16 protein-coding genes are annotated in these 17,436 nt (G+C 65.8%); 11 read left to right on the top strand and 5 right to left on the bottom strand.

Annotated features, from left to right (window positions below):
- Positions 1-2: 2 nt before the first annotated feature.
- The 3 genes from CSQ99_RS13150 (at position 3) to CSQ99_RS13140 (ending at position 1,801) form a co-directional block, all read left to right on the top strand.
- Entirely contained in the window at positions 3-545 is a 543-nt protein-coding gene (locus CSQ99_RS13150; protein ID WP_099039485.1) for a superantigen-like protein SSL4, read from the top strand.
- A gap of 129 nt (positions 546-674) precedes the next feature.
- Positions 675-1,349, top strand: a complete 675-nt coding sequence (locus CSQ99_RS13145; RefSeq protein ID WP_099039484.1) for a LuxR C-terminal-related transcriptional regulator — start codon at positions 675-677, stop codon at positions 1,347-1,349.
- A gap of 224 nt (positions 1,350-1,573) precedes the next feature.
- On the top strand, positions 1,574-1,801 hold the full coding sequence (locus tag CSQ99_RS13140; RefSeq protein WP_099039576.1) for a hypothetical protein: 228 nt from the start codon (positions 1,574-1,576) through the stop codon (positions 1,799-1,801).
- A 24-nt stretch (positions 1,802-1,825) separates the two neighbouring features.
- Here the strand turns inward: CSQ99_RS13140 and CSQ99_RS31160 are convergent, their stop codons facing one another.
- Complete coding sequence (locus tag CSQ99_RS31160) at positions 1,826-2,068, bottom strand: hypothetical protein (RefSeq protein WP_141562663.1); 243 nt, start codon at positions 2,066-2,068, stop codon at positions 1,826-1,828.
- 91 nt (positions 2,069-2,159) lie between these two features.
- Here CSQ99_RS31160 and CSQ99_RS13130 point away from each other — a divergent pair, with 91 nt between their 5' ends.
- The 6 genes from CSQ99_RS13130 (at position 2,160) to CSQ99_RS13100 (ending at position 7,865) form a co-directional block, all read left to right on the top strand.
- Positions 2,160-3,743, top strand: a complete 1,584-nt coding sequence (locus tag CSQ99_RS13130) for a C39 family peptidase (protein WP_099039482.1) — start codon at positions 2,160-2,162, stop codon at positions 3,741-3,743.
- A 107-nt stretch (positions 3,744-3,850) separates the two neighbouring features.
- Positions 3,851-5,089 (top strand): hypothetical protein, encoded by a 1,239-nt coding sequence (locus CSQ99_RS13120; RefSeq protein WP_176561009.1) that lies wholly within the window; start codon positions 3,851-3,853, stop codon positions 5,087-5,089.
- 159 nt (positions 5,090-5,248) lie between these two features.
- The gene (locus tag CSQ99_RS13115) at positions 5,249-5,926 is read left to right on the top strand and encodes a DUF3298 domain-containing protein (protein WP_245908889.1); all 678 of its coding nucleotides are present in this window, start codon (positions 5,249-5,251) and stop codon (positions 5,924-5,926) included.
- A 10-nt stretch (positions 5,927-5,936) separates the two neighbouring features.
- Positions 5,937-6,881 (top strand): LLM class F420-dependent oxidoreductase, encoded by a 945-nt coding sequence (locus CSQ99_RS13110; protein ID WP_245908888.1) that lies wholly within the window; start codon positions 5,937-5,939, stop codon positions 6,879-6,881.
- Positions 6,882-6,913: 32 nt separating this feature from the next.
- On the top strand, positions 6,914-7,348 hold the full coding sequence (locus CSQ99_RS13105; protein WP_176561018.1) for a hypothetical protein: 435 nt from the start codon (positions 6,914-6,916) through the stop codon (positions 7,346-7,348).
- Positions 7,349-7,367: 19 nt separating this feature from the next.
- The gene (locus tag CSQ99_RS13100) at positions 7,368-7,865 is read left to right on the top strand and encodes a hypothetical protein (RefSeq protein WP_099039479.1); all 498 of its coding nucleotides are present in this window, start codon (positions 7,368-7,370) and stop codon (positions 7,863-7,865) included.
- Here the strand turns inward: CSQ99_RS13100 and CSQ99_RS13095 are convergent.
- The 4 genes from CSQ99_RS13095 to CSQ99_RS13080 all read right to left on the bottom strand — a co-directional run bounded on the left by CSQ99_RS13095 (position 7,862) and on the right by CSQ99_RS13080 (position 13,062).
- Entirely contained in the window at positions 7,862-9,355 is a 1,494-nt protein-coding gene (locus tag CSQ99_RS13095; protein WP_099039478.1) for a dynamin-like GTPase family protein, read from the bottom strand. The genes CSQ99_RS13100 and CSQ99_RS13095 overlap by 4 nt on opposite strands.
- Positions 9,356-9,377: 22 nt before the next feature.
- Positions 9,378-11,219 carry a dynamin-like GTPase family protein gene (locus CSQ99_RS13090; protein ID WP_099039477.1) on the bottom strand — a complete coding sequence of 614 codons (1,842 nt, stop codon included), beginning with the start codon at positions 11,217-11,219 and terminating at the stop codon, positions 9,378-9,380.
- A 107-nt stretch (positions 11,220-11,326) separates the two neighbouring features.
- Entirely contained in the window at positions 11,327-12,286 is a 960-nt protein-coding gene (locus tag CSQ99_RS13085) for an IniB N-terminal domain-containing protein (RefSeq protein ID WP_099039476.1), read from the bottom strand.
- Between the two features lie 266 nt (positions 12,287-12,552).
- Positions 12,553-13,062, bottom strand: coding sequence for an Rv0340 family IniB-related protein (locus tag CSQ99_RS13080; RefSeq protein WP_099039475.1), 510 nt, complete (start codon positions 13,060-13,062; stop codon positions 12,553-12,555).
- Between the two features lie 228 nt (positions 13,063-13,290).
- Between CSQ99_RS13080 and CSQ99_RS13075 the strand changes: the two genes are divergently transcribed.
- Positions 13,291-15,093, top strand: coding sequence for an Hsp70 family protein (locus CSQ99_RS13075; protein WP_176561008.1), 1,803 nt, complete (start codon positions 13,291-13,293; stop codon positions 15,091-15,093).
- A 3-nt stretch (positions 15,094-15,096) separates the two neighbouring features.
- Positions 15,097-17,436: isoniazid response ATPase/transcriptional regulator IniR (gene iniR / locus CSQ99_RS13070; RefSeq protein WP_141562662.1), on the top strand; the 2,340-nt coding region annotated here is incomplete at its 3' end.

Raw genomic sequence — 17,436 nt, 5'->3', positions numbered from 1 at the left:
GCATGAAAGTCGGCCTCGCCGTTGGGCTTCTGCTGTCGGCGATCCTGCTGGCGACCGGCTGCTCAGAGAGCATCGAGGGTGATCCCGTCGCGTCCAGTGCGTCGCCGACCGAACCGAGCGTCCCGACGTCAAGGCCGACGCGAACCCCGGCGCCCACCAGCACGACGCCCTCCGCACCGCCTTCCACCGGCGAGCAGCCCGGCGCGACGGCGCTGCCGCCCGACGAATCCGGCTATGTGTTCATCGAAACCAAGTCGGGTAAGACGCGCTGCCAGATATCAGAGGCCGAGGTGGGATGCGAATCGGAGTTCGACAACTCAATCGAAGTGAACGGCATGCCCGCCAGCGGGGTGAAGATCACCGCCGAGGGCAGCATGACCTGGGTCGTCGGCAACCTCGGCAACATCCCCGCCGTCACGCTTAACTACCAGAATTACCGAGCGCTCGGCTGGACGATCGCGGCAGGAAGCGACGGCACCCGGTTCACGAACGACGGCACGGGCCGGGGCATGTTCATCAACACCTCCGGCGTCGAGGTGTTCTGATTTGGTCTGGACTCATCCATTCAGGTGTTTCAGCAAAGCCGGCCCGGGGCACCCGATGACGAAGGTGCGAGACCGCTAGCAAATGAGTGCAGCGACTTTTGCACCCCAGGACGTAGGGGGATCCGCGGCATGCCACCGCCAGCCAACAGGGATTGGTCGACGTCGGTGGTAATCGTTGGCAGCCATCGACTTGTGTACGCCGGCATCGAGGTGGGCTTGAGCGATAGCGACCCACGCATAGAGATCATCGGCCATTTTCGCAGCCCAGCGGAATTTGCAGAGTCACGCCCGACCACAAGCCCTGGGCCGGTGGTGTTGTTTGACCTGCCCTGTGACGGCGGCGGCCCGGACATAGATGCCCTTCGTGAGATATGCGACGCGGGCCACCGCGTCGTTGTCTACAACTGTCTGGTCGATGACGACGTCGTCTCGGCCGCACTGGATGCGGGCGCCGTCAGTTGTGTGGCCAGGTACGAACCAGAACACGTGCTGGCAGCGGCGATCTCTTCGGCGCACAGTGACCGCCCACACGTTGGTCCGAGAATGGCACAAGCGCTGCATACTGCCGGCCGCAAAGTCCGGCCGCGTCTGAGCCAACGAGAACAACAAGTCCTCATCGCCTGGTTTCAAACCGAGAACAAGCATTCGGTCGCCGAGAAGTTGTACATCGAGCCCTCCACGGTGGCTACCCACCTGCAACGGGTGCGGGCAAAGTATGCGGCGGTCGGAAGACCGGCACCAACGAAAGCAGCTCTCGTCGCCAGAGCGATCCAAGACGACATCCTCAGCGTCTATGACCTGTGACGCGACGAGTTGCGATAGGTAGCCGGCTCTTTTCGACGCGATGGTGAACACGCCGACTGTTCACTCAACACTTTCGAACTTCTGTCCTCTGAACAAATGAACTCGCCCACTTTCGGACGGGCGGTTACATGACGGTTGCGTAAATTAGGCCGACCCGCAAACCCACCGGCGCTGGGCCGATGGCCAAGCGAGGTCAACGGATCAATTCGAAAAGGGGAATGAGCATGAAGAGAACCATCGCCGCCGCAGCGCTGGCTGCGGGCGGGTTACTGACTCTCGGGCTGGGCGTGGCTCAGGCGGACGAGGTTCAGGTAGAGGGCAACTACGCGACGCTTGAAGCCTGTCAGGTGGACGGCCCGCAGATCGAGATCGCGCAGGGCGACGACAACTACTCGCATTGGGATTGCCGTCAGGGCGACGACGGCCTTTGGTACGTGTGGTTGAGCAGTTGATGTTCTCAGCGACGAAAAAGCAGCTTACGGAGCATAAGTGAATTCATCAAAGCAAGCGTCGCGCGTCGGAGCCTTGGCGTTTTCCCTCGGTGTAGTGGGGTTGGTCGGCACCGGAGGGATGGGAGCGGCCTTCGCCGCACCGAACGATTCAGACTCGTCCTCAAGTTCATCTGAGTCGTCTTCATCCGAGTCGTCTTCATCCGAGTCGTCTTCATCCGAGTCGTCGAACTCATCCTCCGGGTCTAGCGGGTCTTCTGGTTCGACCACCTCCGGTACCAAGCCCGCAACGGCTGGTGGTGCAGATGACTCGGCGGCCACTCCGCCCGACGAGGATTCAGAAGCCGATCCGGCGAGCGCGGTGGCCGACGGTCCCGACATTTCGGCGTCGGATACGACGTCAGACGGTGACGAGACCGATCCGACTGTCCCGGAGAACATCTCGCAGGCCCCTATTCCGATCGTGTCCGAGATTACGACCGACAGGGAATCGAGGAACTCTCGATCGGGTCGACACGACACCGACTTGCCGGATACCGCGTCACAAAGCATCAAGCCGACCTCAGGGCCGGGTCACGACACCGGCTACAAATCTTTGGCGCACGTGACCGACTCCGGCCCAACAGTCTTCGCTGACATTGCACTTGTCACCGAGACGAACACACGCACGGTGGGCATCGCCCCCTTGCTTCCGACGAGCGTCGATCCGGTTCCATCGGTGACGGCGGTAGACATCGTGTCCGGCCTGCTCTCGGGCGTTGATTTGTCAACTGATGGGCCCGTCGCGCCACCCCTGCCCGGGGTGCTGTTGGGCTCACTCGATTTGGTACGCCGTGATCTCGAGCAGATGTCCGTCCCATTGACCGACGACATGCCGCAGAACACCACGGACACCCTGATCGTCGAGGAGCCATCGAACGAGTCGGGGCCCGTCGCCCTGACCGCAGCGGCGGAATCTGTACCGGAACCGCCCTCATCGTTGGTACCCCGCGACCTGACGCTGGATCCCACATCGGCCGAACGGACCGCGGCATTCAACAAGGCGCAAGCCCAGCGGATAGCGACATTCAATGAAGAGCAGTCCGCCCGGACAGAAGCGCTCCAAGAACGGCTAGCGTCGCAATACGCGGACTCCCCACTGGGGGCCCTCGTCGACAGCACGACGTTCGTGGTCTCGGAACTCTTCAGAACCGCGGCGGTGGTAGTGACGGAATTCGTCAATTACATTTCGTTCGCAGTCACCGAGTTCATTCGAGGCTTGTCGGACTGGTTCACCGCCCCGGCTGTTTTCGAAGGCCTTTACGGCGACCCGGCAACGAATGCTCAGCACTGGCGAGCCCAGTCGTCCCAGAACTGCGTTTTGATGTCGACGGCGATGGTCATCGGCCAGCTCACGGGAACCTCGCCAGACGAAGACGAGATCGTCGCGGAGGCGGTGGCCACCGACAGCGTTGCCAACCCGGGCCAGAAGATGTACCAGGGCCTGCAGAGCCAAGACGGCGTCGACGTCAAAGATGCCGTCGCTCTGCTTGATCGCCACGGCATTTCGGCCACCCTCACGACTTATGGCAAATCGGAGGGCAACCTGGCCCTGAGAGCCGTGGCGTTCGCGCTGGACGAGAAGAAGGCCGTGTCCGTCGGACTTCACGGCGGAACCGTCTGGGCTGCTGTCGACAACGAACCGCTGCCGGTGGGCGTCTCGGCCGCAGACCATCAGGTGGTCATCACCGGCATCGACTTCACCGAGAGGGTCGTCTACCTCAACGACAGCGGCTTCGCCGAGCAGGGGAAGAACATGAAGGTCCCGCTGGACGCCTTCATGAAGGCGTGGCAGACCGACGACTACGAGACGATCATCGCCGAGCTCAAGCCCGCGAACACGTCAACGTCGGGACCGGCATCGACCAACATTTCCGGTTTCGGCGTACTCATCGACGTGGCGTAGAGAGGCGGCTGTCCGCCGGTCCCCCCACAACCTGGCCCGGGGGGACCGGCGGTTCAGCGGCCATTGACTTTCATGCCGCCCGAGGCGGCACTCAACAGGAGGATCAGATGAACGAAGCACGGACCGCCGTCTACCGTCGCAGCGCCCTCGCCTTGTCGTCGGTTGCAGTCACGACGGCAGTGTGGTTCGGCGCCATCCCGCCCGCCACGGCAGATCCGTACGACGACGACGGCGGCGACTCGTCGGAGGTCGCCGATAATTCCGAGGCCGACGACGCGCCGGAGGCGCCTGCCGCCGACGAGCCCGGTTCCGCACCGGAGGCACCTGCCCCCGACGCAGGGGAACCCCCGCCCGCCGACGAGGCACCTGACGCCGGTGGTACCGACGAATCGGGCTCCACCGGAGGGCCGGATGATCAAGGCGACGCGGGCGATTCGGACGTCGCCGACCCGGCCGTCGATGCCGACACCCCCGAACCCGACGTCGCCGAGGCACCGCAGGAGGCCTTCGACGAGGCGCACAGCGCCGAAGCTGTGGACGTCGAGGCGACGGCTGCGTCAGACACCGAGGTCACCGACCTCACGGAGTCACTGGAGTCGTGGTCAAGCAGCACGAGCACCAGCACGTCCTCGACGTGGAGTAGCGGAGTGTCGCAATGGAATTCGGCGTGGACCGGTTACGACAGCTGGTACCAGCCGGTCTTCACCAATCCGTACAGCACGCCGCTGGAGATGTACTACTACTACGACAACGCCGTTCGTACCTTCGAGGTCCCGCCGATGCAGCGAGGCGTGCTCACCGCCCCGGACGCCGGTGTCTACAGCTTCACTGCGGTGAACCGGGACCCCTCGGGCAAGCCTGTCACGGTCTCCACCGGAAGCTTCTCCGGCGGCGGTTACCAGCCGGCACCCGGCCAGCCGCCGCCCGCAAAGCCCGCGCCGCCCACGACCTTCAAGAACGTGCTGGTGCAACTCAAGTACAACGATAAATCGTCGAAGCCGTTCCGGGTCAAGACGCTGGCCGACCTCGGCGACGATCCGTCGATCGGTGGTCACCGCGTACTGCTCGACGACGAGACCCCCGCGTGGGGAACGTGGAGCAAAACCGCGGGTGGCGAGCGCTTGTTCGAGGTCACCAGCACCCAGCAACTGCCCGGCCTCGCCAAGCCGTCGCAAGGTCCGCTGCCGGGCTATCAGGTGCAGCTGACCAGCAATGATGCCGCAGCGCCGGCCGAGAAGGAGGGGGTCAAACCGCTGGTCATCATCGCGGCCGTCGCCGGAGTGCTGGCGATTGGCGCGGTTGTGTTCTTCGTCCTGTCCGGCCGGCGGCGCAAGACGACGCCGTAGCGGGACGCCCACCAGCACGTCGCCGCTACTATCTGCCCCGTGGCCCGGCAGAATTACGACGACGACCGGCAGCCCTGGCATAACCGCCCGGTTCAGCAACGACGGCACCGGCCGGGGCATGTTCATCAACATCTCCGGCGTCGAAGTCTTCTGAGTCTCATGCTCATTCGCGCAGTGACCGCCGGTGCCGTCCTTGTGTTGACGGTCGCGCTGGCCGCGCCGACGTCGGCGGAAACCGGAATCTCGGGTGGCAAGACCTACACCGTGACGATGACTTCGCTAGACGGCGTAACACCCGACGGCTTGGGCCACTGGCGCTTGCAGGCGAGTCAGTTATCCGGGGGCGAGCCCGCGGTCGTCGAGGTGTTCAACGCCGCCAGCCAGGCCTCGGCTCACCAGGTGATCGACCGCGTCCGCGCCGACACCCCGAAGGACCTCGCGTGGGAATTCGAGTCCGAGACGCAGGTGACATTCCGAAACATCGCGATCGGACAGGTCATCGCGGGCACCTGGTCGGCCGACATGCGAGCCCAGGTCATTCGATATGTCGGCACCGTCGTCATCGACAGCCGCTCGGGCAAACCCATCGAGGTCGTCGACCTGTTCACCGATCATCAGCGGGGTCTGGCCCGATTGGCTGAGCAGACCAGGGTCTTGACCAACTATGACGGGATCGCGGCGAAGCCGGAGAACTTCGCGAATTGGATCCCGACCGCGAACGGCATCGAACTCCACTTCCCATCGTCGCTGCTGTTCTGGCCGCCGTCGATCACCGTGCCGTGGTCGACGCTCACGGACGTACTCACCCCCGGCATGGCCGGGCTCGCCCGGGCCTAGGCTGGGGTTCGTGGATTCACCACTGGATTTCCGGGTCTTCGTCGAACCCCAGCAGGGCGCCACCTACGCCGACCAATTGGCGGTCGCCCGCACCGCAGAGGCCGCCGGGTACTCGGCGTTCTTCCGCTCCGACCACTACACCGCCATGAGCGGCGACGGCATGCCCGGGCCCACCGACTCCTGGGTCACGCTGGGCGCCATCGCCCGCGAGACGACCTCGATCCGGCTGGGCACGATGGTCACCTCGGCCACCTTCCGCTATCCAGGACCACTCGCGATCGCCGTCGCACAAGTCGACGAGATGAGCGGCGGGCGGGTGGAATTGGGCCTTGGTGCGGGCTGGTTCGAAGCCGAGCACAAGGCTTATGCCATCCCGTTCCCTCCGCTGGGCGAGCGGTTCGACCGGTTGACCGAACAGCTGGACATCATCAGAGGGCTCTGGACGACACCGCCCGGCGAGACGTTCGACTATTCGGGCAGCCACTACACCGTCGCGGACTCGCCCGCCCTGCCCAAACCGGTCCAGTCACCTCATCCGCCGATCATCATCGGAGGCGCGGGCGCCAAGCGCACACCGGCGCTGGCCGCGACGTTCGCCGCCGAGTTCAACATTCCTTTCGCGCCTCTGGAGGTGACTGCGACCCAGTTCGAACGGGTGGCCTCGGCGCTGGCCGACGCGGGACGATCCCCCGGGTCGCTGACGTACTCCGCGGCCTTCGTGGTGTGCGCCGGCCGTGACGAGCAGGAGATCGCGCGTCGTGCCGCCGCGATCGGTCGCGAGGTCGATGAGCTGCGCAGCAACTCCCCGCTGGTGGGAACACCCGGGGAGATCGCCGACAAACTCGGTGCCTACCGAGAGATCGGCGTTCAGCGGGCCTACCTGCAGGTACTGGACATGTCCGATCTCGACCACGTGGACTTCTTCGCCGCAGAGGTCATCCCCCAGCTCAGCTGAACAGGCGCCGACCAGCACGTCGCCGCTACTATCTGCCCGTGGCCCGGCGGGATTATGACGATGACGATGGGCAACCCTGGCACAACCGCACATCGACCGTGGTCGGAGTGAGCGTTCTCGCGATCCTGGTGATCGGCATCCTGATCGTCGCGGCGACGGCAATGGCCCGACAGTTCGGCGAAACGGAACCCGCCCCACTCGACTTCGTCGCGCCCACGTATTCCGCCACCGACCCAGAATCGGCAGCCGCCTCCTCCACCACCACACAGACGATCACGAGCACGAGCCCGCCGGAGACGACCGACATCGACCCGCCTTCTTCGACGACTTCGAGTAGCAGCGAGACGTCCTCGACCCGGCGAACGACGACTCGCGCGACAGACGAGGACGACGACGGACCCACCACCAGAACAACGCGGCAGCGACCGCGCACCAATGTGACGCGCACGCTCAATCCCTTTCCCTGAGCGCCTACTATCGGTTCCCGTGGCGCGATACGGACCCCCTGACGACCAGAACCATCCGGACGACGACCCAACCGTCTACGCCAACTACGGCGGCGGCGGATACGACGAACCGCCCGGGCCCCCTAGCGGCCCCGGTGATGAGGTCCCGTGGTTTCGCAAACCTGCCGCGCTCGTCGGCCTCGGCGCCCTTGGGGTGGTGATCATCGCGCTGATCGTGTTCGGATTGGCCAAGCTCATCACCGGTGGCGATGACGCACCCTCCGAGCAGACCACGTTGACACCGCTCACCACGACGTCGCGATCGGTGGCGCCGACGACGACATCGGCGCCCGAGACCGTGACGGTGACCGAGACGCCGACGACCACCGAGGCGACGACCACAACGACAACCACCACTCCGCCGACGACAACCACCACCACTACGACGACCCCGCCGTCGACGAGCGTCAGCACCAGTATCAGTACGAGTACGGAGACCAGCACGGTCACCGAAACGGTGACACCGGACGCTCCCTAGCGGCCCATGGCCGCATACTCCGCGACCAGCGCCTCGGCGCTGCGCACCGCCGCCCGGCAGGCGCGCGTCGTGAACGGATCATTGAGCGGGTGTTCGGAACGTCGGCGCCAGCGCTGAGCGGCCGCGAACGCAGCGCGGGGGCCGTCGTACGGGGCATCGGGTTGCAGTCCGAGCCTGCTGGCGGCGTCGGTGCCGGAGCCGCCGATGATGCGTCGCAGTGATGCCATCTCGTCGTCGTTCAATGTTGTTGGCCGAGAACGTAATTGACTGAGGAGCCGCAACTCCTCGAACGCGTGGGCGTCGGCCAGCAGCGGGTCGATGTCGGCAATGATGTGACGGCTCGCGTAGATGGGGTTGCTCTCCACGAAGCGTCGCAGCGAGAGCAGTGCGGTGTGCGCTTTGAGTAGGTCCGAACGCTGGGCGAACTGCTGGTCGATCACATCGCGCAACGCGATCAACCCGCTGCGTTCCAATAGTTCGTCGGCCAGTGCCACCGAGTCGCTGACTCCCGCGCGCAGCACGGCGATCGAGATCCTGATCCCGAACATGCCGAACCGGTCGAGCAACGCGGCCCGGGTGGCGGCGTCGACCGGCAATGAACTGTCCTCGCGGACGAATCTGTCCACCGAAAGCATCGCCTTGGCCAGCTCTGTGGCGTCGACCCCGGCCAGCTTTTCCAACGCGACGAACTCGCTCTGCCTCAGCGTGCGTGCAGTGAGCGCGAGCAGCCCCGACACCGGCACCACCGCCTGGCAGATTCCGGTCTTGTCCATCTCGCTGGTGAACCGGGCCGCCACGTCCTTGGCCGACAACATCGCGTCGATCCGGCCCGCACCGATCTCGTCGGCGCGCGACGCGACGCCGATCACCCCCAGCGCCCCGGCAGACCCCCCGACCAGCTCGCCGATCTGCATGAGCAGCGCGATATCGGCGGCATTGAGGGTGCGGAGCAAGAACACCACCGCGTCGATGCGCGGGACGCCGTCGTCGGGCACCAGCAGCCGCAGTGTGCGTTGAGAAACGTCCCGGGACAGCGACGACGTCCCGGGGGTGTCGATGATCGTGGTGTCGATGAGTTCTGAGGCGGGCCACTCCACGTCCAGGTCGACGACGTCCTCCGGATCGACGGTGGCGAAGTCAAAAGTGAGACCACCCTCGACGGCGTCGCGGCCGATCGGCACATTGGACCGCCTACCGCCCCGATGGTTGGCGGTCACCTTGGGTGTGGGCCCGTGCCGAAACCAGGTGACGATGCGGGTGGCCTCGGTCGCGTCGGTGGGCGCAATGTCCTCGCCCACAAGGGCATTCACCAGAGTCGACTTGCCCGCCTTGAGGGTGCCCGCCAGCGCGATGCGGATCGGCTGATTGAGTCGGCGGCCGATCCGGTCCAACTCGTTGTGCACATCGGGACGCTGCGCGTAGGCGGGGTCGGAGCGGTAGGCCTGGATGGTTCCGCCCAGGATCGCGCGCACCTGGTCACTCGTGCTCATCGACAGACCAGCTTAGAGCGTGTCAGCTGACCGCCGGGCGCGCCTCCGCCAGCTTCTGCGCGTGGTCGGTCACCTGTTTGAGGATGTTGAGCTGACGCTCGAGTTCTTTGACGCGGGTATTACGTTCGTTCTCCTCCAGTTTCGCCGAGGCGATCGTCGCCTGCAGCGATTCGTTCAGCGACCGTGTCGTCTGATTGGCGATACCGCGGTAATGGTCGCGCAGTTGGCGCTGGATGCCCTTGAGCCGGTCGCGCGATTCCTTGTTCACGACGAAGGAAACGTCGTCGATGAACCTGCGGGTGTTCAGCTTCGCCTCGTTGCGCACTCGCGCCATGCGGTTGTCCATGTTCTCCCGGTACGCACTGCGCCCCATCAACAGACCCGCACCGAGGGACAGCGGATTGAACATGCCGAGGCCGGCGAGCGAGGTCATCATGCCGAACATGAGCACGCCACCGTAGGACCCCTGCATACCTATCCCGACCTTGCGCGCCTTGCCTATCGGCTTGGCCTCCAGGTTGGCCATCGACTTGATCTCACCGAGGCTGGCACCCATCTCGCGGGCGTCGATCTGCGGCATCTTGATCGCGTCGAGACCGGCCTCCATGAAGGTACGGGCCACCTCCTCGGCCAGCGCCCTGGCCCGTTGGTATGCCCAGACGAAGTTGTCGCCGACCGCGGTGGCGATCGCGCTCTCCAGCTCGGCGCCGATCTCGGCCCAGTGCTGGGTCGGATCGCAGGAGTCGATCTCCTTCTCGATGTGCTGGCCGATGACCCGGAAGCGCCCCCGCAGGTCGTGGTCGATATCGGCGGTGAGGTCGGCGATTCCGTCGTTGAGGACCTGTTGCCACAGCGCGGTCTGCTGCAGAGCCTCCTGCGCTTCCTCCTTGCGCCGTTCGAGATCCTCGGTGAGCCTGTCGCGGACGTCCGGGTCGTTGAGCGCGGCCAGTTCAGTGTTCACGGCGAGCGTCAGATGCTCGGCGGAGGAACGGATTTCGGCGACGACCTGATCGCGGATGTGGTCGTTCTGCCGGGTTAGCACCTGCTCGGTGAGGAACCTGACGATGGCCGGGAAGTTCGACTCGTCGTTGAGTTCCTTGTCGTTGAGCTGGATGGCATGACTGCGCAGCAGGGACGACGAGGGGATCATCGGCGTCGAGAGTCCCGCGCGTTCCAGGTGGGTTTTGTTGGCCTCGACGATCTTGCGCCAGTGCGGGTACAGGTCGGTCTTGGTGGCGATGATCGCTGCCACCGGACAGATTTCGAATGCCTGCCGCATGAAGGTCATTTCGGGTTCGGTGAACTCCTGGCTCGTGTCACTGCACATCAATACCGCGTGGGCATCCGGTAACAGTCCGAGCGTGGCCGACAGGTGCGGCTGACCGTGACCACCGACTCCCGGTGTGTCCACGAACGCCAATCCGTTCTTGAGAAGCGGACCCGCCGCGGTGACCTCGACCCGCAGAACCTCGCGCCCACCGGCCTGCGGGGCACGGCGCAGATCGGTCTTGATGTCGGCCATTGGTATGTCGATGACCTCGGGCTCCGCGCCGTCGGGCCGCGCGACGATGAGCTTGGCCGACGTGTTCTCGCTGTAGGACACCACGGTCGGCAGCACGGTGCTCTCGTCGTCGCCGACGCGCGCCACCGGGACGTTCAACAGTGAGTTGAGCAACTGGCTCTTGCCCTGCTTGAGCTGCCCGGCCACCACGACTCGGATCTGCGGATCGGTGATCCGGTCCTTGGCCCTGGCCAGACGCTCGACCAAATCCCCGCGTTGGTTCACATCCGCGATCTTGCTGGTGTGGTCGATCAGTTCGACGATGACCTTTACCTGTTTGGCCGGCTCGTTGGGTTGCGTCATGGAGTCCTTCTGGTGGCAGCGCCGCAAAACGGCTTGGCACTAACGGTAGATGCGCGAACTGGCGGGGATCGGATTTCGATCCCCGCCAGTGGCGTCGTTGCGTCGTGTCAGAACAGACCGGCGGCGACCGTGTTGTCGACGTCGATGGACGCGTCGATCGCGGTGTTGACCTGGCCCGAGTTGTCCTCCGAGTTGTCCACGGAGTTGTCGACCGAGTTGTCCTGGGCGGAGTTGTCCACGGCGGACAAACCGCCGGAGACGCCACCGGATGCATCGCCGTCGACCGTGGTCTGGTTTCCGCCGACGCTGGTGGTGTCGTTGTCGACGATGACGATGCCGCCACCGGAACCACCGGCACCGCCTGCGGCGTCGCCGCCGTCGTTGCCGATACCGATGAGGCCGCCGCCACCGTCTCCGCCGACCGCGCCGCCGCCGTTGCCGCCGCTCATGTCGTTGTCGTTGATGACCGGTCCGTCGTTGTCGGAGATGATGTCGCCGCCCGCGGTCTGATCGCCGCTGTCGTCGATGTCGTTGTCTTCGCCGATGTTGACGTTGGAGTCCTCGATGTCGCCGGTGCTGACGTTCTCGTTGTCGTCCCCGACCACGTTTCCGTCACCCTCGACATTGGTGGCGTCGATGTCGCCTGCGGTGCCCGTGTTGACCACACCGCCATTGGTGGCGGTGTTGCTCGTCTTGTCACCGAAAGTGATGTCACCGAATTCCAGGTCGAAGTTGCCGACACCCTGCTGAGCGTCGGGACCCACGGCGTTGTTGGTCTCCGGGCTCAGGAGGCGGGTGTCGTTGTTCGACAGCAGGTCGGTCTGGCGCTGCGGGGCGAATGCGATGCCGTGGGTCTGGGCAACGGCCTGCTGCAGTCCGAAGACGGGATCGCCGCCACCGTGGACAAGTGCGGCGGGCGCCACTGTCGCGGCGACGGCCTGCACCTGAGCAGCCGTCACGTTGGAGACGTTGGCAGCGGCCATGGACCGGCCTGGGTCTGTGATGAACTCCTGGGCCCGAACCGGGTCACGGAAGAGGTCGAGGAGCCAGTCGATTACGTTCGTCATTTCTTTGTCCTTCGGTCGTGTTGTCTCTGGGAGCGGGTCACCGGGCTGTCCGGCGAACTGATGACCACGTTATGGAGCGGGAACCCCCGTCGAAACGGGGTCGAAGCCCCTCCCTGCGCCGGGGCATCTCGGGCTGTGCACAACACCTTGGTTAGGGGATTAGGGGGTCATTAGGGGGTAGCGCTCGCCAAGCGAAAACGAAAACTGCGCGGCCGGTTCCGGCCGCGCAGTCGCAGTGGGGATGGGTAGCTACATCGAGAAGACGCCTAGAAGAAGTCGTACCCCGAAGGGTCTGAATCCATGTCGGCGACCTCGATGATGGTGTCGCTCAGATCGCCGTGGGCCGGCAGGTCGATGACCGGCAGATCATCGATCACGGGCTCGTCGAACTGCAGGGCCCCATTCTCGGAACTGACCACACCCGGCAGGCCCGCGTCGGCGAGTGCGTCCGGCGAATCGACATAGTCGGTGATCACCGTGTGCCCGTCGGCAATGCCCTGAACTGGCACTTGATCGCCGAACGCGTCGAACGCGGCCGTCGCGGCGCCACTGGCCCAGACATTGTCTGCCATGTCGACGATGCCCTCGCCGCCTACGGTGGGGACATTGCCACCCAGCGACTCGGTGACCACCGGGATCAGATTGCTGACGTCGGCACTGGTCACGTTGGTGAGGTTGGCGTCGAAAATGGCTTGGTCCGGATTTTCTGCAAACCGTGCGGCGGCATCGGGATCTCGCACCAGGGACATCACAAAGTCCAGCAGCGAATTGGCCATGAAACACCCTCCTTCCCTATCGAGATATATGTGACTAGAGATATGTAAGCCGAACGGCTTGTCACGATGCTATCGGCGGCAGCCGCCGCAGAGATCGGTGCGAAACCCACCTCTACTACTCGGGCATTAGGGGGCTCGGCGTTAGGGGTTTTGGCGGCATAGGGGGATGTGCCGTGGATCTGGGGATCGAGCCGCTATCGTGAGGTTCGGCCAAACGCAGAGGACAAGATGAGCGACTCTCTCGGGTTGTCGATTGGGATGACCAATCTCGTGGCGGCTCGCATGGGCCGTCCCCCCGTCATGCGACGTTCCGTGCTGACCCTTTTCGAGGACCGCGCGGCCGAAGTCGGCCTTCCCTCCGAGTTTTCAGCGTTTTCGGCGTTTTCGGCAAATCAGAATTTGAGCCAGCCGGGAATGGTGCTGGCGGGATTCGTCGAGCGCGTCGGCGATCCGGTGCCGCTGGTTGCGGCCGACGGCTCGCCGCACCGCGGCGAACAGGTGCTCGTTGAAGCCCTCGACGCGATGGCACGCACCGTTGGCGGCGGTGCACCCATCGCGATCGCGGTGCCCGCGCATTGGAGCGCCGCGACCGTCGGTGCGCTGCGTGGCGCCCTGCGCGCCAAACCGAGCCTGGCACCCGGCGGGCAGGTGCCCGCACTGGTCCCCGATTCCGTCGCCGCACTCTCGGCATTGCAGGCGGCACCGGGATTGCCACCGAACGGCGTCGTGGTGCTCTGCGATTTCGGCGGCAGCGGAACCAGCGTGACGCTGGCCAACGCGGACGCGAACTTCGACACGATCGGTGACACGGTCCGATATCCGGACTTCTCCGGTGACCAGATCGATCAGGCGCTGCTCAACCATGTGGTGGCCGGCATCGCGGAAGCCAACGACTCCGACCCCGCGAGCACGGCGGCCGTCGGTTCGCTGGCCCGGTTGCGCAACGACTGCAGGCTCGCCAAGGAGCAGTTGTCCGCCGAGACGGCCGCAGCCGTCCACGCCGAATTGCCCGGCTTCTCTTCCGATGTCCGCGTGACGCGCACCGAGTTGGAACAACTGATCGCCGAACCGCTGAACGGTCTCCTCGGCACGGTTGAAGAAATGTTGCAACGCAACAACATTGCGCTGTCGGACATCTCGGCGGTGGCTACGGTCGGCGGCGGCGCGAACATCCCGCTGGTCACGCAGCAGCTGTCGACGCGGCTGCGCGCTCCTGTCGTCACCACGCCGCAATCACAGCTGAACGTGGCCGCGGGCGCCGCAGTGCTGGCCGACAGCGCGGAGGCGGCGACCGGAATGGCCACCGCCGCAGACGCCCCGACGGGGATGGCCCCGACCGCGGGGTGGGTCGCAGGCGCGGCGGGAGTCGCAGCAGCCGGGGTGGCTGCCGACGCAACTGACTCTTCGACGTTCCGTGCACTGGCGTGGTCCCAGGACGACGCACCCGCAGGCGGCGGCGAGCCCGTCCCCTACACCGGCGAGGATTACACCTTCGACCCAGCGGCCACCGGCGCGGCCCGCCCGCCGATGGAGTTCAGTCACGAGGAGGAGGGCTTCACACCCGAACCCGGACCGCTGCCCTGGTACAAGCGTCCGACGATTCTGTTCGGGGCTGCGGCGGCCGCCGTGCTGTTGGCCATCGGCGGCCTCGCGGTCACATTGACCAGCAGCACGGGCACCAGCGGTCCGGTGACCGAGACGGCGACCACCGTGGAGACCGGGCCTTCGCCCGCAGGTCCACCCGCCACATCCGAAACCATCACTGTCACAGGGTCCGACGGCCGGCCGAGCACCACGGTGGTGCCGCCTCCCCCGTCGTCGACCACCACGACAACGACGACACCCTCAACGACAACCACCACCACAACCACGACGACCACCACAACGACTACGACCACCACCACAACGCCGCCCACCACGACCACACCGCCGACCACCACCCAACCGACAACTACCCAGCCTCCGACCACCACCGATGAGCCGACTATCACCACGACACCCGACGTGGTGATTCCCGACGACGGCTCGTGATCCATGCCGAAACCGGCGCCGGAGTCAGCGACCGACATCGCAGGGCCCGCCCGTGACGCTGTCGCGGCGCTGACCGCGGCGCCGGGCGGCCCCGTCAAGATCCTGGTGTCCGGCGGCATAGGCAGCGGTAAGAGTTCCGTACTCGCCGCCGTGCGCTCCGCGTTGCGGACGGCGGGGGTGGCAGTGCTCACCCGGCCACCGCGTAGCGGCGACGATCCGGATGCAGCGGTGGTGATCGACGACGCGCACCTGCTCGACGACGGTGAACTCGAGCAGCTTGTCGACCGGGTTGCAGATCCCGCCTCCACGGTCGTCGTGGCGACCGAACCCCTCGCACACCGGCCGGCTCTGCGCGCATTGGCCACCGCCATCGAACGCGAGAACCCCGTGGTGTCGATCGGTGCATTGAGCCCACCGGACGTCACGCGCGCTGCCACCGAAATCCTCGGCGCCGCACCGACACCCGAGTTCGTGCGCACGCTGATGGTGGCTACGGCCGGCCTGCCGTTCCTGCTGCAGCCCGCAATCACCGCCGCAACCTCCCGCGAAGGCGAATCGCTTCCCACCGCGATTGCTCAGGCGGCCAGTTTCACGCTGATCGAACGACTGCGCCGGTTGGACGAGCCCGTGCTCGACACACTGCTGGTGACATCGCTGAGCCCCGATCTCGGGCCCGACGACGTCGCGGCGACGCTGCGGGTCGACGCGCAAGACGCCCAGTTCCTGGTGGACCGCGCCCGCGCCAGCGGATTGATCGAACCTTCGCACAGCCACACGTTCCTGCGTTCCGTACATCGCTGCGTCGCTCAGATCATCGGGACCGGACGACATCACGACACTGAGATCGCACTGCTTGTCTCCCAGATCGAATCTTCAACGCTATCAGCCGATCTCGCTCTGCGAATGGCCGAACATGGACTGCGCGACGAACGGCTGGCCACTGCGCTCGCAGGTCTCGCGTCCGACAATCACGGCCAACCCGCAAGGGCAGCAAGGCTTTACCGTGCAGCCTCGGATGCGGGAGCGACGCAGCTCACCTCGCGGCTGGCAGATGCGCTCGCGTTGACCGGTGATTGCGCGACCGCAGGCCGAATTGCCGACGAACTGCTTGGCTCCGAGGACGCAACCGAACGCGCGACCGCGGTCCGCATCGCGGCCAGTATCGCCGTGCACGACGGTAGTTCCGCACAGGCCGCGGACCTGTTTCGCTGGCTCGGGCCCTACCCCGACGCGTTCGTCAGCGCGGCGGGGGCGATCGTGTCGCTGGCCGTGGGCGATCTGCCCGCAGCGCGCAGCGCGCTCAGTGCCGACAGCGCGGGTCCGCCGACATCGACCTCGCGTGCGGCGCGCAACCTCGCCGAGGGCATGCTGTTGTCCCTGGAGGTGCCGTACCCGTCGGCGGTCGCACGGCTCGGGCAGTCGATCATTGCCGAGCAGCAGCCGACGGGTGTCACACCAGACACCCCCGCGGCACTGGTTACGCTCGCCGCCCTCCACGGCGGCGATCCGGTGCGGGCCCGCAGCGTGATCGGCCGTGCGGTGCGCACTTCACTGGAGGACAGCCCGGAGAACACCGCGTTCGTCGCGCGTCGGCACCGGCTTCTGCTGGGGTGGGTGAAAATGCTGGACGGTCACCTGGCCTCCGCGACCGCCGATGTCGCAGCCGTGGCCGCGGACACCGAGCCCGCGTTGCACCGCCGCGATGCGCTGTGGGCAGCGGCGCTGCAGACGGCGATCGCACGGCGCAGCGGCGACAGCGGCGCGCTGCAGAAGCACTGGTACGCAGCGATGGAGGTGCTCGCCGAATATTCGATGGACCTGTACTCGCTGCTGCCACTGAGTGAGCTGTGGGTGGCGGCGGCCCGGATGCGGCAAGTCGATCGGCTGCAGCACACCCTCGACGAAGCGTTCGCGCTCCTGGACTCACTCGGCAACCCGCTGTTGTGGTCAGTGCCGTTGCACTGGGCCGGCGTGCACGCCGGGATTCTGGTGAATTCCCCCGAAGCGGTGGCCCCGCACGGTCAGGCGCTGACCGCCGCCGCCGCACAAAGCACCTTTGCCAAGGCGCTGTCGACCGCAGGCCGCACCTGGCTAAGGGTGCTCGCCAACCATGTCGACACCGACGACGTCAGCTCCGCGGCCCAGACGCTGTCTCAGTTCGGCCTCACCTGGGATGCCACCCGGCTGGCTGGCCAGGCCGCATTGCACAGCCCGGACGGACGAGTCTCCGGCGCGATGCTGCAGCTGGCTCGCGACCTCAAGCAGAGCACCGCGCTGGATACGACGCCGGACCTGGACGCCCCCGGCACCGTCGACCCCTCGCACCTGTCTCTTATACACACT

Source organism: Mycobacterium neglectum (assembly GCF_002591975.1).
GTDB lineage: Bacteria > Actinomycetota > Actinomycetes > Mycobacteriales > Mycobacteriaceae > Mycobacterium > Mycobacterium neglectum.
The sequence above is the reverse complement of the archived record's forward strand: the minus strand, read 5'-3'. Positions and strand labels throughout refer to the sequence as shown.

Coding starts and splice junctions, on each gene's coding strand:
- CSQ99_RS13120 (WP_176561009.1), top strand. CDS start 3,851: ATGAACGAAGCACGGACCGCCGTCTACCGTCGCAGCGCCCTCGCCTTG.
- CSQ99_RS13075 (WP_176561008.1), top strand. CDS start 13,291: ATGAGCGACTCTCTCGGGTTGTCGATTGGGATGACCAATCTCGTGGCG.
- CSQ99_RS13140 (WP_099039576.1), top strand. CDS start 1,574: ATGAAGAGAACCATCGCCGCCGCAGCGCTGGCTGCGGGCGGGTTACTG.
- CSQ99_RS13080 (WP_099039475.1), bottom strand. CDS start 13,062: ATGGCCAATTCGCTGCTGGACTTTGTGATGTCCCTGGTGCGAGATCCC.
- CSQ99_RS13115 (WP_245908889.1), top strand. CDS start 5,249: ATGCTCATTCGCGCAGTGACCGCCGGTGCCGTCCTTGTGTTGACGGTC.
- CSQ99_RS13085 (WP_099039476.1), bottom strand. CDS start 12,286: ATGACGAACGTAATCGACTGGCTCCTCGACCTCTTCCGTGACCCGGTT.
- CSQ99_RS13150 (WP_099039485.1), top strand. CDS start 3: ATGAAAGTCGGCCTCGCCGTTGGGCTTCTGCTGTCGGCGATCCTGCTG.
- CSQ99_RS13095 (WP_099039478.1), bottom strand. CDS start 9,355: ATGAGCACGAGTGACCAGGTGCGCGCGATCCTGGGCGGAACCATCCAG.
- CSQ99_RS13145 (WP_099039484.1), top strand. CDS start 675: ATGCCACCGCCAGCCAACAGGGATTGGTCGACGTCGGTGGTAATCGTT.
- CSQ99_RS13090 (WP_099039477.1), bottom strand. CDS start 11,219: ATGACGCAACCCAACGAGCCGGCCAAACAGGTAAAGGTCATCGTCGAA.